A 15229-nucleotide genomic window follows, 5' to 3' on the forward strand; every position below is an offset into this window, starting at 1 on the left:
TGTCATGCTGCCAGGTCGAACAGCGCCTGCGTCACGGCCACGGTCGTCGCCGTCCCCGCAGCGGCTCCGGCCTCCACCGGGGCACCTGCCACGACTCCCGCGATGACGAGGACCCCGGCCGGGATCAACAGCGGCGCCATGCTCACCCCGCTGTCGGCCAGCGGCGTGGTCCCCAGACCCGGCTGGTGTGCGGTGCCAGGGTACTTGCCGGGCGCCGGGCCGGGAGTGGCGGTGGGCACCCGTGCGGCCTGCGACTGCTGCGCCGTACCGGAAGCGGGCATGTGCTGCTTCATCTTCTGATTGTCCGGCTTCCCGTAGATCACCGCACCCTCCGCCGGGCCGACCACGATGTTGCCGTCGGGCACGTCGTAGGGGCCGGCGATAGTCCACCCGAGGACCGCCTGCTTGCCGTCCTCCTGCAGCTTCTTCACGTACCACTCGGCCTCCGGCACGGCCTTGGACGCCTCACCGGCGGACTTGACCTCCCACACGTAGTAGACGTCGCTCTTGGGGTCGTGGCCGAGGATGTCGACGAAGCCGTTGTTGCAGTCCGTCAGCGAGGGGTCGTCCATGCACTTCTTGGTGGCCCGGGGAACCGGGGCGCCCTGCAGGACCTCGAACTTGTTCGCCCCCATCTTGGAGGCCTGCTTCTTGATCTCCCCGGCGGCGACCTCCTGCGCGTTGTTGTGCGCGCTCGTCCTGTCCATCGGGTGCTTGATCCCGAGTTCCTTCTTGGTCGCCCGGATGGCCTTCAGGAGCGCCGTGATGGAGTTGAACAGGCCCTCAAGGATGTTGCGCCCGGTCGGGTCGCTGAGGGTCAGCGGGTTGTTGTCGCCGTAGGTGTACGCGGCCAGCGACTGCGGGTCGGTCGTGGTCATCACCGGGTCGACGCTGATGAACCGTCCGGTGGCCGGGTCGTACTCGCGGGCGCCGAGGTGGGTGAGCCCGGTGGTGTCGCTGGTGCCGCCGAGGAAGCCCCGGGTGCCGGCCCAGGTGGACGGGGCGGTGCCGCGCATGCCACCGAAGGGGTTGGTGCGGCGCTGGGCGACGGCGCCGGTGGTGGCGTCGACGCCGACTTCGGCGGTGCCGTGGTGGTCGGCGACCTGGAAGGTCACCCGGTTGTCGTCGGTGCGGACGGCCGTGGCACCGCCCAGCGCGTAGTAGCGGGTGGCGGTGGGCTTCGCCGCGCCCTTGACGAGGTTGAGCTCGGTGCCGCCGAGGTACAGGGTCCAGTTCTCGGCGGCGGGGTTGGCGGAGTCGACGGTGTGGCCGAGCAGGCGGTTGCCGCCGGCGTCGTAGAGGTAGTCGGTGCTCCGGGTGGCGGTCGTGGCGGAGCCGCTCGTGGTCGTGACGGTGTCGACGACCTTGCCGAGCCGGCCCTCCACGTCCCAGGTCAGGGCCTGGTCGCTGGTCTGGTTGCCGGACGGCTTGAGGTGCCGGCCCGTGGTGTTGCCGGCGTCGTCGTAGTCGTAGCCCTCCGAAACGGGGGTGCCGTTGGCACCGGTGACGGTGCTGGTGCCGGTCAGGGTGTGCGGGCGGGCCTCGGTGGCGGCGGGGTAGGTGTAGGTGGTGGTGGCGTCCTGGGCGGTGTTGCCGGTGGCGTCGTGTCGGGTCTCGGTGGCCCGGGTGCCGTTGGTGTTGTAGGTCCAGCTGGTCCAGTACGGGGCCGGGCCTCCGAGGGCGGCGCCGTTCGGGCTGTCCGGGCAACCGGTGCCGTTCGGGGTGAACGCCTCGGTCAGGCGGGCCAGGTAGTCGTACCGGAAGCACTGCCGGTCGGTGCCGGAGCGCGAGGTGTCCGTGACCGAGGTGACGTTGCCGGCCTGGTCGTAGGTGTAGGCGGCGGCGCGGAGGGCTCCGGTGACGCCGTACTGGTCGGTGCGGCTGGAGGCGAGGCGCTGGGTGCCCCACTCGTAGGCGTTGGTGACGTACAGCTCCTTGCCGGCGGTGCCGTTGCTGAGGGTGGACTGCAACGGCTTGCCGGTGAGGCTGAAGGTCTGGTTGGTCAGGTACTTGCCGATGCCTTCGACGGCGGTCTGCCGGCGCAGCGCGTCGTAGGTGAACGAGACGGACTCCGCGGGCAGGTTGCCGGCCGCCGGGTAGGTCATGCTCTGCGGTAGGCCGTCGAGACGGTAGATGCTCCCGCTGATGTAGCTGCCGGCGAGGGCCTCCTGACCCGGGACGGACGGGACGGTGACGGTCGTCCGGTTGGCCCGGCCGAGGGTGTCGAAGAGCGAGTAGGCGGTCTTGTACTGGTAGGTGGTGCCGCCGACGGTGCTGTAGCGGGTGCTGGAGGACAGCACGCCCTTGTTGCCGGACGGGTCCCACGCCTGCGAGGTCAGCAGCGGACCGGTGGCCGAGCCCTCACGGGTCTCGATCAGGCGGCTGAGGTTGTCGTAGACGCTGGCGATCGTCTTGCCGCGGCCGTCGGTGGTGCTGGTCAGCTCGCCGCGGCTGCCGTACGCCTTGACGGTGGTTCCGCTGTCCGGGTCGACCGCCTTGGTCTGCCGGCCGAGCTGGTCGTAGAGCCAGGTCCAGGCCGTTCCGGACGGGTCGGTCAGCTTGGTGAGGTTGCCCGCCGGGTCGTAGCCGTAGCTGGTCGCGTCGTAGGCGCCGGTCGGGGTCGCCGACTTGTACTGGCGCAGCTCGGTGGTGTGGCCGGCCGCATCGGAGATGGTGGTGGTCGGGGTGCCGCCGGTGGGCGGGGTGATGGTGACCCGGTCGCCGCCGTACTCGGTGAGCGTGCTGGAGAGCGGGGTGCCGACGCCGTTGCCGGCGAGGGCCGTGACGCTGACGACCCGCCCGAGGCCGTCGTAGGCGGTGGCGGTCTGGCTCTCCACCCCGGTGGTGTCGTCGACGTTGCGCAGCGTCGTCGAGGGCGCGCCGGTGGCGTAGTACGGGGCGTAGGCGAGGGCGGCCTGGCCGCGGTCGTCGTAGAAGGTGTCGGTCAGCACGCGGCCGCCGTTGTCCGCCGGGTCCTGGGTCTGCCGCACGCGGGCGAAGCCGTCGTAGAGCGTGTACCCGGTCTGCTGGGTTCCGTCGCTGTTCAGCGTCTTGGCGGAGATCGCGATGATCTTGCCGTCCGTGACAGCGTACTCGAACTCGTGGTTGGGGCTCTGCCCGGTGCCCTTCGAGCGGTTGGGCTGCCAGACCTTGAGGGTGCGGCCGAGCGCGTCGTACTGGATGTCGGTGCGGCGGTTGTTGGCGTCGACGGTGTCGTTCGTCAGGCCGCGCACCGGCTCGTACTCGGTGGTGCTGACCTGGGTGGTGGTGGCGTCGCCGGCCTTGGCGGGCGGGCTGGTCACCACGGACTTGGCGGGCCGGCCGGTGGCCGGGGTGTAGGCCGTGGTGGTGGTCCGGGCGTCCGGCGAGGCCGAAGTGACCGGCCCGGTGGCGCCGGTGGTGTCGTAGATCGTGGTGGAGGCCAGGTTGGTGGAGGTCAGCGTACGTCCGTAGACGTCGTACGTGAACGCGTTGTCCAGGTAGGTCGCGCTGTTGCCGGTCTGCGACTTGAGCGATTGCGCGAGCGTGACGTCACCCTTGGTGGGCGCGGCGCCGTACGCCTGACCGTCGTAGCGCACCCGCTTGTCGGACAGGACGGCGGAGGTGCCGTCGGCCTGCGTCTGCCGGCTGACGTCGCTTCCGCAGCCGACGGCCACGGTCTCGACCCGCATGATGCTGGACAGCAGCCAGGCCGCGGTGTTGTCGGCGTAGGTGGTGCGGGTGCACTTGTCGTCGCCCGCGACCGCCACGTCGCCGAGGTCCTCCACCACCGTGGAGCGGCCGTAGTCGTCGCGGGTGGTGTTGCTCCTGGTCTCGCGCCAGGTGTTGCCCGCGCCCTTGTCGAGCGAGGTGAAGGCGCGGGTGACGGCGATGCCGGTGATGTTGGCGGTGGTGGTGCCCCAGTCGCGGACCCGCTTGGCGGTCTCCTTCTTCCAGGGGGTGTTGACGGTCTTGCCGAGGACCGCGCCGCCGGGCTTGTCGTACTGCTCGGTGCGGTACTCGAAGCCCGCCCAGGCGTTGTCGTCGGTGATCGTGGTGCCCTGACCGTCGTCGACGGTGACGGTGCGCTTCTTGGTCTTGTCGGCGGGGTCGGAGCGGTCGCCGTCCATGCCGCGCAGGTAGTAGTGGTCGGACTGGGTGGACATGGCGGCGACGCCGCCGGTCTGCACCCGGGTGCGGGCGTAGCCGCGCCACTGGGACCAGGTCTTGAGCTTGTCCTTGGTCAGGCCGTCCTCGTCGTCGAAGTGCCAGGCCGCGTCGCCGAGGTAGCTGTAGCGGGTGACCATGTCGGGTGCGCCGCCGGTGCGGTCCGTGCCGATGACCGACTCGACGACGTACTTGTTGAACCACTCCGTGGTCACCGGGCTCTCCAGCGAGGCCTGGTACATCTGCGGGAAGCAGCGGGTGGTGTTGTTCTGCGGGGTCGGCAGGGCGTTCCAGTCACAGGCCGGCGCCGAGTAGTTGACGTCGATCTGGCCGCCGAACTCGTCGGTGACGGTGCCCAGGCGCTGCTTGATGAACGGCATGCGGCCGTCGCCGACCTTGTCGAGCCGGTTCGCCAGCTGCTTGTAGGCAAAGGTGGTCTTCGGCAGCGAGACGGGCGGGGTGGCGGAGGTGCCGGTGTGCTGGATCGAGTCCAGCAGGAGCTGGTAGTCGAAGTCGGCGGTGCCCCACTTGTGCTTCAGGTCCCAGGTGTCGATGGCAGCGTAGCTGCCGTCGGCCTGCAGGGTCTTGGCGACGACCTGGGTGAGCCGGGTGCGGGTGAAGTAGGTGGGGGAGTACTTGCCGGTGCAGTCGGTGCCGTCGGCGCAGTTCTGGTCCCACGGAGTGTCGTACCAGTACTGCCGGTTGGCGTCGATCTTCGCCGGATCGCACACGCCGGCCGCGGTCTCCAGGCAGCGCTCGGCGGTGCCGAACTCGACCCGGCCCATCGGCTTGACGGTGGCCGAGTAGAGGTCGCTCTGCTGCTGGCCGTACTCGATGTGGTCCAGGCGCCCGCCGCGTATGTAGGGCGTGCGGTCGGTGGCCTTCAGGTTGCGGCCGTAGTTGTTGGTCTCGGGCGTGTACCAGTAGGTGATGTCGTTGCCGTGGGCGTCGACCACCAGGTCCAGGTTCCACCGCCAGCCCTGCTGGCACCAGGACGAGGCGAAGTCCGCGCCGTTGCACGGCTCGCCGGCGTTGTTGCCGTAGACCGGCACGGTGTAGACCGACTTGGTCTCCGGCTTGCCCGCCGACCAGTTCGGCAGGCGGTTGTAGCCGAAGTAGTAGTTGGTGCCGTCGGGCGTGGTGGCGCGGAAGTACTCGCCGTCGTTGTCGCCGTTGCCCCGGGCGGTGTCGCGAACGCGCACGATCCTCGTCGCGTCGTCGTTCTTGATCCGCCACTCGTCACCGGAGACCGGGATCAGCTCACCGGAGTGCCCGGCGAAGCTGATGGTGGCGTTGTCGGTGCCCCAGCAGAGGTCGCCCGGGCTGGCGGTGCCGGTCTTGGGCGCGCCGTCGTCGGCGCACGCCTTGTAGCTGCGCTCGACGAAGCCGGGCGACAGGTCGAAGCCGTCCCCGACCCAGGACGCCTGGTTGTTGCTGTTGGCCGTCCGGCCGTCGATCACGCCGGAGTTGTAGGACAGGCCGACCTTCGGCGTCAGACCGCCCGGCATCGCGGTCAGCGGCATGTCGTAGGACCAGGTGAACGACCCGCTGTTCAGCGCGGTCGACCAGCTCGACGCACTGGACAGCGGCGTCGCCTTGTAGTCGCCGCTCGGCCCGGCCGTCCCGGCGGTGGCGGCCAGCACCATCGCTCCCGGCACGGACTGCAGGCGCATCGACCCGGCCGGGGCCGTGGTCAGCGCGTCCGCGGCAACGGTCTGCTTCGCCACGTCGTTGCCGCCCGGCAGCGGGGTCTGCACCCGGCACTCGGGCAGGTCGGGCGTGGTGAGCGCGCACTCGGGCAGGCGGACCAGCTTCAGGCGCGAGCCGAAGCCGGAGCCGGCGGCCTGGGCGAAGGACGAGTAGTCGACGGCCAGGCCGCTGTTCTCGTCGGCGCCGGAGACGGTCAGCAGCACACCGTTGATCCCGGCCTTGGCGGCAGCGTCCTGGCCGAGCAGCTCGACCTTCGCCTTGCCCGCTGCGCCCGAGGACGAGAGGGCGACCGGCAGCTGGCCGGCCTTGACCGCCTTGCCCTTCTCGGCGGGGACGTCGACGGTGGCACTGCCCGCACCGGGCAGGGCGCCGTGCTTGCCGTCGGCCTTGCTGACGGTGGTGTCGGCCTTGCGGTCCTTGGTCTTCGCGTCCGAGCCCTTGACCGGCTTCTCGGGTGAGACCGCGGAGGGCTTGGTGTACGGTTCCGCGGCCGCCGCGACGGCGGCCAGCGGCAGTGCCGGCAGCAGTGACCCGACCAGCGTGCCCGCGATGACCGCGGACACTCTGGTGAGGGTCGGCTGCAGCACCGACCTCTTCCTGCTCATGGGGGAACAACTCCTCGAAAGGGAAAGGGACATGGCAGACCACGGGCCGGGCGGCAGATGGCCGCCCGGCCCGCGGAAAGGATGGGGATCAGACTCCGGTGGAGGTGTCCAGCTCGACGTTGAAGTTGGCGAGCTTGCCGATCTGCGCGGGGCTCAGCACGCCCTGGTAGAGCCAGACGTCGTCCAGCTCACCGGAGAAGTACTCGCCCCAGGCGCCGGACTCCTTGTTCCGGCCGAACTGCACGCCGCCCGTGGCCTCGTAGGGCTGCGGGACGCCGGCGGCCCAGGAGATGTGCGGGGTGCATCCGGTGGAGTTGTCCGGGCAGCCCTGGTTCTCCACCTGGCCGTTCACGTACAGGGCGAGCCGGTCCGAGAAGGCGTCGTAGCTGACCGCCAGGTGGGTCCAGTTCTCCATGACGGAGATGGCCGAGGTGTGCGCCGTCCTGGTGCGCGTCCCGCCGGTGTTGGCATCGGTGTCGCGCACCTCGGCCTCCCACTGGCCGTACGGCTGGCCGTTGGTGTCGTTGCCCATCGGCACCCAGCGCACGGTGACGGCGCTGTTGTTGGCGCCGGCAATGGACAGGACGGTCATCTTCCGGGTCGGGACGCCCGCGGTGTTCGCCCAGCCGGCCAGGGTGAAGCTCTGGCCGGTGTGCAGCGGGACGGAGCCGGTGGCCGCGTAGCCGGTGGAGCCGTCCAGCAGCAGGGTGCCGGGGACGGGCAGCACGCCGCCGTCGGCCTTGATCGAGGCGCCGCCGCCGAGCTGGGCGCCGGCCTTGGCCGGGCCCTCGTCCGGGGTGACGGCCGGGGTGCCGGTGGCCGAGGCGAGCTTCCAGCGGCCGGCCAGCTGCGGGCGCTGCTGCACCATGGCGCCGGCCTCGGGGCCGGTGACGACGCGGTCGTAGATCCGCACGTCGTCGATGTCGCCGCCGAAGAACTCGCCGTTGGCGCCCTCGCGGCTGACGGCACCGATCTGGATCGGGCCGGGGTTGGCCCACGGCGCGTTCTGGGTGTAGTCGGACTCGCCGACGAGGAAGCCGTTGATGTAGAAGCGCAGCTTCTTGGCGGCGGTGTCGGAGACGCCCAGCAGGTGGGTCCACTCGCCGGTGGTGCCGGCGAAGCAGGGCACACCGTTGATCTGGGTGCCCGGGGTGCAGTCGGGCTGCCAGGTGCGGACCAGGGTGTCGGCGGAGGTGTCCTCCTTGTAGCGGCCGAAGGCCCAGCGCTGCCAGTAGGCGGAGTAGTACAGCGAGAACTCGCTGTTGTGCTGGCCGATCTGGGAGATGGCGATCTTCGCGGTGCCGTCGCCGGGCGCCGGCGCGGGCAGCTTCACCCAGGCGGAGACCGAGAAGTCCCGGCTGCCGTCGACCTGCGGGCGGCTGGTGCGCAGGTAGTCGTCCACGCCGTCCAGGTGGATCGCCTTGTCGGCGATGCCGGGGCGGCCGAGCGCGACGCCGTTGTAGGCGGTCAGGTTGTCGGCCTCGGCGGTGCCGACCGGCTTGGCGTTGTTGCCGTCCAGGTGCCAGACCGCCTTGGCGGGGCGGCCGGTGGCGAGCTGCTTGTCGGCGGCGACGGCGGCGACGTCGGCCGTGCTCAGGGAGCGGTCCCAGACCCTGACCTCGTCGATGGCGCCGGGCCAGTTGTCGACCCACTGCCCCTTCCAACGGGTGCGGCCGATCTCCAGCGGGCCGTGTCCGTCCCAGACCGCGTTCGCGGTGGCCGACTTGGCGAGGGTGCCGTTGACGTACAGCTGGATGGTGTGCGCGTCCGCGTTCCAGACGCCGGTCAGATGGGTCCACGCGCCGGTCGTCGCGGGGTCGGTGGACTGCAGGCCGATCGTGCTCGCGTCCTGGTTACCGGCCGCGGTCTGGACCTTGAAGCCCCACTTGGGGACGCCGGCGACGTTCTCGATGCCGAGGTGGAAGGCGTAGTAGTCCGGGCCGCCCTGGCTGACCGCCGCACGGGTTCCGGTGGTGCCGTCGAACCGGACCCAGGAGGAGACGGTGAAGCTGCGGGTGGTGTCCAGCACCGCGCCTTGGGTCTCGGCGTAGCCGTTGGCGGTGCCGTCGAGGGCGAGGGCTTCGTTGAGGTGGCCCGGTGCCCCCGGGGTGGCGCCGGAGCCGAGGGTGGTGTCGAAGCTGCCGCCGCTGCCGGTGAGACTGGTGCCGCTGGGGTCGTCCATCGACCAGCCGGTGCGCTGGGGCTGCCCGGAGAGCACGTTGAAGTAGTACGTCTCGGGCTGCGAGGCGTTGCCCGCGCCGTCGACGGCCCGGGCGGAGAGGAAGTGCACTCCGGCGGTCTGCGGCTGGATGCGCACGGTCTGGCCGGCGCCGCCGCTGGTGGCGACCTCGTTCGCCGCGGACGGCGAGGTGTCGAGGCCCCACTGGTACTTGACCACGTCGGTGGCGGCCGACTTCATGGTGAAGTAGCCGTTCCTGCCGACGCCGTCGGTCCACGGCAGTACGGCGGTGGCGTCCTTGGAGCCCGGGTAGGCGTCCGAGGTGATCGCGGGCCCGTCCGGTGCGGAGGTGTCGACGATGAAGTAGCAGCCGGTCGGGTCACCGTCGGAGGACCACGGCCCCCACTGCGCGCCGTCCCAGGCACGGGCCTCCCAGTCGAGCTGGAGGTTCTGCGGCAGGCCGGTCGGCAGTGGCCAGGAGAAGATCGAGCCGGAGGCCTTGAAGGTGTCCCACCCCGGTGCGGCGTCCTCCGAACCGGTGGACCACCAGCGCCGGCGCAGGCCGGTGCCGTCGTCCCAGCCGACCGCGAACTGGACGCCGATGGCCTCGCCGTCCGGGTCGGTGGCCCGGGTGGTGACCTGCGGCATCTTGTTGATCTTGATGCCCGGGTACTGGCAGACCGAGCCCGGCGACATCGTCATGTCGGACATCGGGATCTGGTTGGGCCGCAGGTTGTAGTTCACCGACAGGTAGGCGTCGTCGGTGAAGCGCTTCCAGGCGAGGGTGTCGCCCTCGTTCTGGGCCTTCAGGCCGAAGGAGATGGTCGGCCAGCCCCAGTTGGCGGCGTCCTGGACGAGGTTCCGCACCGCGCCGGTCTCGCCGTACTCCAGCCAGCCGCCGGGGCAGTTGCCGCTCCAGCCCTTGGCGGTGTTGATGGTCTGCAGGTAACGGCCCCAGAACCCGGAGGCGTTCTGGCCGTTCCAGTTCAGGCCGGGGGAGATGTAGCCGGTGTTCCAGAGCTCGACGGGCCGGGCGTCGCAGGAGTACGACCAGCTCTCGTAGGTGCCGAAGGTGGCGCTGAGGATCTGCTTGCCGACGAACGGGTTGGATACCTGGAAGAACGCCCGCTTGACGTCGGTCGGCGCGCACCGCGAGGTGTCGCCGCAGTAGCCGACGCCCCAGTCGTGGACGTAGCTGCTGTTGTACGTGAAGTGCCAGTAGGCCTGGTTCGGGTAGGTGCGCGAGACGCCCGCCCAGTCGCCGGCGTGCGGGGTGTTCCACGCCGGGTCGATCATCACCGGGTAGACGGTGTCCGGGGCGTCCAGCATGGCCTGGTCGGGGGACAGCACCAGGCCGTCCTTGGGCAGGTCGACCTTGAGCCGGGTCATCTTGGCGCCCTCGCCGGGCAGGTCGCCGTAGCCGGCGGCGGCGGGGTCGTCCTGGCCGGCGGCGGGAGCGTTCTGCGCGGGGGCGGCGGCCTCGGCCTGCGGAGCCGCCTGCGGGGCGGCCTTGAGAGCCTTGGGGGCGGCGGCCGGGGCGCTCGGCGTGGCAGTGGCCGGCTTGGAGGAGTCCCACATGACCGGGACGGGCGCCTCGAAGACGGTGCCGCCGCCGGACGGGTCCTTCGCGGAGAGGGTGCCGTCCGCCTCCTGGCTGAACGTCAGGCCGTTGCCGTGCAGGCCGAGCCGGAGCTGGTCCAGCTCGGGGTTCTTCGCGGCTTCGGCGGTGTGCACCACGATGACCTGGGTGAAGCCGGTCTTGGTGGCGGACAGCCGCAGGTCCACGTCCGGCAGGATCGACGCGTACTCGGCGGTCGCGCCGTTGACCGTCGGCTTGGGCAGCGGCTTCGGCCAGCTGAGCTTCAGCTCCTTGCCGGCCCGGGCCATCGTGACCAGCGGCGCGCTGCCGCCGCCGGAGAACTGCAGGTCGGCGGTGGAGCCCTTGGGGGCGACGGCGCCGCCGGGCAGGGACTGCAGCGTCGGGTCGAGCTCCACCCAGGCGCCGTTCTTGCGCACCCGCCTGGGCTGGACGTAGGTGGTGGTCTTCAGCTTGCCGTCGGGCTGGGCGACGGTGTCGCTGGTCTCGCTGCGCTTGGCGAGCACCTCGACGGGCTTGCCGGTGCGGGCGGCCTCGTGGACGGCCAGGCTCTCGGCGGTGTCCTGGGCATCCGTCACGCCGGGCGGAGGTGTCCCTCCGGTGGCGGCGGCGGCCGGCACCACCGCGGTCGCGGCCAGCGCGACCGCGGCGAGTGCCGCGGCGAGCAGGCTGCCCGACCGTCTTGCTGATGTTCTCACTGTGCGTAAGCTCCGACTCGGATATATGGGCGAAGTGCGAGCGGATCTTCATGGACACCTAAACGAAGTGTCAAAGGTCCATGAGAAAGCGGTGAGGAGGCATTTCCTTGTCGACGTATCGTCAGATCGGGAGTAGTCCAGGTAAAACCGGATAAAATGCCTGATGGTCTGTGATGGAAAACACGCCATGAGGGGGGCCTCGGGGTCGGTTCCGGCCCCGGCCGGTGGTGGCGAACGGTGACCGAGAGCGGTCGGCGCGAGGCCGGGGCGGGCAATGAACGCCGCGCCTCCGGGACGTCGGTGCTGGTCACCGGGGGTGTCGCGGGCGGGGGCGGCTCGGCCGGGGTGGCGGCGCGGATTGCGGCGAGCCACTGTTGTGCCCCGAGTACGGGACGCCGGGGGAGGGGTGCGCGGTTCCCGCGGTTCCGAGCCCGGCCGACACGCGTGCGGCGGCGTAAAAGCCGGTGCCCCGCACACGAGTTGTGTGCGGGGCCCGGTTTCGCGGATCGGACATCCGTCACTGCGTGACCGTCGCGAAGGCCGTCACCGCGCGGCTTTCACCATGCGGCTTTCACCGCGCGGCCGTCACTCTCCGTGAAGTGCCGACTTGTGGCTCTCGACCTGCACCGACCCGGGCAGGGCGATGAGTTCGGGCTTGAACAGGGGCTGGGTGTCCATCGCGGGCTCCCAGGTCGCCAGCTTCTCGTCCTGGGGGACCTCGATCCGCCGGTCCGCGGCGAGGTCGTCGACCACCTTCAGCAGCAGCCGCACGCCGAGCGGCGCCAGGTGGTCGCGCCACAGGCTCTGCGCGGTCGAGCCCGGGGGCACGAGCAGGTGCTCCTGGGCGGCGAGCGGGCCGCCGTCGGTGCGCTCGGTCAGGTGGTAGACGCTCCCGCCCGTCACCTTGTCGCCGTCGCGGATCGTCCACCGGATCGCGTCCCGGCCTCGGTGCAGCGGCAGCAGGCTGGGGTGGTAGCCGATGGTGGCGATGCCGGCCCTGGCGCGGGTCCGGCGGCCGAGGAAGGCGTGCGAGTGCGCCGCGACGATGACGTCCACCCCGTCCGGGATGTGCATCGCGCGCAGTTCGGCCGAGTCCGTCCAGGGGATGTCCCGGGGGAACGCCCAGGCGCGCAGGCGGTCCCAGGACATCGCGTCACTCTCGTCGGACTTGCCCTTGCGCAGCCGGGGCGCGGCCGCACCGGCGATCTTGTGCCCCTTGTCCAGGAGGGCTTCCGCGACCTGCACCGCGAACGCCCCTTGTCCTGACATGTAGATGTTCATCCGCACTCCTTCAGTCCGGAGTGGTCGGGCTCGAAGCGCACCGGCATGGTGGAGAACCCGGTCAGGAAGTTGGACCGGATCGGCAGTGCCTCGTCCGTCTGCTCGAACCCGAGGGTGAAGTCCCGCAGGGACTTGAGGAGTTCGGCGATCTCCACCTTGGCCAGGTACGAGCCGACGCAGAAGTGGGGGCCGTAGCCGAAGGCCAGGTGCTTGTTGGGGGTGCGGCCGAGGTCGAACACCTCGGGCCGCGCGAAGACCCGTTCGTCCCGGTTGCCGGAGGCGTGCCAGAGCGTGACGATCTCGCCCGGCCGCAGCCGTACGCCGTGCAGTTCGGTCTCCCGTTCGACGCTGCGCCCGAAGTGCATCGTGGGCGACGCCCAGCGCAGCACCTCGTCCACGGCGGTCTCGACCGCGACCTCGCCGTGCTTGAGCCGCCGCCACTGCTCGGGCTGGGCCGCGAGCGTGCGGACGCAGTCGATCATCGTCAGCCGGCTGGTCTCGTCGCCGCCGATGATCAGGCTGTAGCAGTTCAGCACGACGTCCTCGTCGGACAGCGGCACACCGTCGATGGAGCTGCCGATCAGCATGCTGATCACGTCGTCGCCCGGCGACTCGCGCCGCTCCTCGACGATGTCCATGAAGTACATCAGGATCTCGTTGCGGGCCATCTCGGAGTCGACCTCGTCGACGTCCTCGTCGTCGGCCGACAGCGCGGTCTTGGTCAGGCTGAGCAGGTAGTCCCGGTCCCGTTCGGGCACGCCGAGCAGGTTCGAGATCGTGGTCATCGGGATCCGGCTGGCGATCTGCTCCGCGAAGTCGCAGCCGCCGGACTCGACGGCCTCGCGGATCCACTGCCGGGTGTTGACCCGGACCGTCTGCGCGACCTCGTCGAGCACCCTCGGTGAGAGCACCCGCTGGAGGATCTTGCGCAGCTCCAGGTGCCGGGGCCCGTCGGTGACGGCCAGCATCCGGCCGGCCCCGGCGTCGCCGCCCTCCAGGAGGGTGACGAGCACGTTGCCGCGCTCGGACGTGAAGTTCACGTTGTCCCGGTAGGTGGCCATGATGTCGTCGTAGCGGGAGAGCACCCAGAAGCCGCGACGGCCGCCGACCGGCGGGTTCCAGTGCATCGGCGCGGTGTCCCGCAGGGTGCGCCAGAACCCGTCGAGGTCGTGGTCCGCGAAGGTGGCCGGGTCGCCCAGGTCCACGGTGTCCAGTGCCGGTGTGCTCATGCTCACCAGTCCGTACGCCAGAACCGGCGGGGCTGGAACGGGTAGGTGGGCAGCGGCACGCGGCGGCTGGCCTCCCCGAGATGCAGGGCGTCGAAGTCCACCTGCCGGCCGGTCACCCAGGCGGCGGCCAGGTCGGACAGCGCCCGCGCGTCCCGGCCGGACGGCACGATCCCGTTGTCGTTGACCGAGAAGGCACCCGGGTCCGTCTGCGGGGCGGCGGCGGTCGTGGTGGCCGGGCCGCGGGCGTCGTCGGCCAGCGCCGCGATCAGCTCCTCGCGGCTGCGGACCACGGCCGCCCACCGGCGGGCCATCACCTTGCGGCCGAGGTTGAGGGTGAAGCAGATGTCGTCCAGGCGCAGGCCGGGGTCGGCCTCCAGCCACTCCCGGAGCCGGGTGCGCTGACGGGTCAGCGCGTCGTCGTCCAGGGCGGACAGGGTGGCCAGCCGCGGCCTGCCCGCGTCCTCGGGGTCGCGCTCGGCGACGGCCGGCGCCTCCTCCAGCAGCAGGTGCGCGTTGTAGCCGCCGCCGCCGATCGAGGTGATGCCGGCGCGGCGGATGCCGGCCTCCGGATCCCAGTCCGCGCCTTCGATCTGCGGCACGAAGGGGGTGCTGGGGAAGTCGAGGTCCTGGTTGACCTCCGTGAGGTTGATCGTCGCCGGGAGCGTCTTGTGGTACAGGGCCAGTGCGGCCTTGATCGCACCGAAGCCGCCCGACACCACACCGCCGTGGCCGACGTTGCCCTTGACCCCGCCGATCGAGGTGGTCGCGGTCTGCTTCCCGAAGGCCATGGTCGCCGCGTGCACTTCGAGCTCGTCGGTCATCGGCAGGCCGAGACCGTTGGCCTCGTACATGGAGACGGTGTCCGGGGCGACGCCGCCCACCTCCATGGCGGCGGCGATGCACGCGCTCAGCCGCTCGGGCTGGGCCAGGCCGTACGCCATCGCGCTGACGCCGTTGTTGTTGACGGCCGAGCCCCTGACCACGGCGTAGACGTGGTCGCGGTCGGCGACGGCCCGGCCCAGCGGCTTCAGCAGCAGGGTGACGACACCGCTGGACAGCGCCGTGCCGGTGCCGTTGGCGTCGAACGGACGGCAGTGGCCGTCCTTCGACAGGATGCGGTTCTCCTCCCACAGGTGACCGCGGGGGTGCGGCAGGCGGACCATCGCGCCGCCGGCGATCGCCATGTCGCTCTGGCCGAGCAGGAGCGACTGACAGGCCAGGTGCACCGCGTAGTGGAAGCCCGCACAGGCGGTGGCGACGGTGACGGCCTCGCCGGTGAGCCCCATGTAGTACAGCGCGTTGGAGGTCATGGTGTCCGGCGACCACGCCAGGCTGGCCTCGATCGCCTCGGGGCCGACCGACACCCGGTCCGGCGGGGAGCTGTAGAGCGCGGCGGTCTGCGGGTTGTTGGCGCCGTACATGCCGATCTCGGAGTTGAGCCGGTCCGGGTCGTAGCCGCCGTCCTCCAGCGATTCCCACGCGCTCTCCAGGAACAGCCGGTTCTCCGGGGTCATCGCGGCCGCCATCCGGTCACTGATGCCGAACACCGACGGGTCGAACTTGTCGTACGTGTCGAGCACGCCGCAGGCCCGCACGTAGAACGGGCTGTGGATCAGGGTCTCGTCGACGTGGATGTCGTCCTTGGCCAGGAAGGACACGGTCTCCCGGCCGTTGACGAGGACGTCCCAGAACTGTTCCTTGGTGCGGGCTCCGGGAGCCCGTAGGGACATGCCGATGACGGCCACGTCACCCGGGTCGTAGTCCTGCTCGGGGCTGTCGGTCAT

The 15229-nt window shown here is 70.8% G+C and carries 5 protein-coding genes; all 5 read right to left on the reverse strand.

What is annotated here, in order from left to right; genetic code table 11:
* Positions 1 to 2 precede the first annotated feature (2 nt).
* Positions 3 to 6461: an RHS repeat-associated core domain-containing protein gene (locus AB0O11_RS25865; protein WP_363391534.1), complete on the reverse strand. Its 6459-nt coding sequence runs from the start codon at positions 6459 to 6461 to the stop codon at positions 3 to 5.
* Between the two features lie 88 nt (positions 6462 to 6549).
* On the reverse strand, positions 6550 to 10935 hold the full coding sequence (locus AB0O11_RS25870) for a LamG-like jellyroll fold domain-containing protein (protein WP_363391537.1): 4386 nt from the start codon (positions 10933 to 10935) through the stop codon (positions 6550 to 6552).
* A 585-nt stretch (positions 10936 to 11520) separates the two neighbouring features.
* Positions 11521 to 12216, reverse strand: coding sequence for a formyltransferase family protein (locus AB0O11_RS25875; RefSeq protein WP_363391540.1), 696 nt, complete (start codon positions 12214 to 12216; stop codon positions 11521 to 11523).
* Complete coding sequence (locus tag AB0O11_RS25880; RefSeq protein WP_363391543.1) at positions 12213 to 13451, reverse strand: cytochrome P450; 1239 nt, start codon at positions 13449 to 13451, stop codon at positions 12213 to 12215. The genes AB0O11_RS25875 and AB0O11_RS25880 overlap by 4 nt, the downstream gene beginning before the upstream one ends.
* A complete protein-coding gene (locus AB0O11_RS25885) occupies positions 13448 to 15229 on the reverse strand; it encodes a type I polyketide synthase (protein ID WP_363391546.1) in 1782 nt (593 codons plus the stop codon). Before AB0O11_RS25885 ends, AB0O11_RS25880 begins: the two co-directional genes overlap by 4 nt.

The sequence above is a fragment of the Kitasatospora sp. NPDC093102 genome (genome assembly GCF_040683915.1).
GTDB lineage: Bacteria > Actinomycetota > Actinomycetes > Streptomycetales > Streptomycetaceae > Kitasatospora.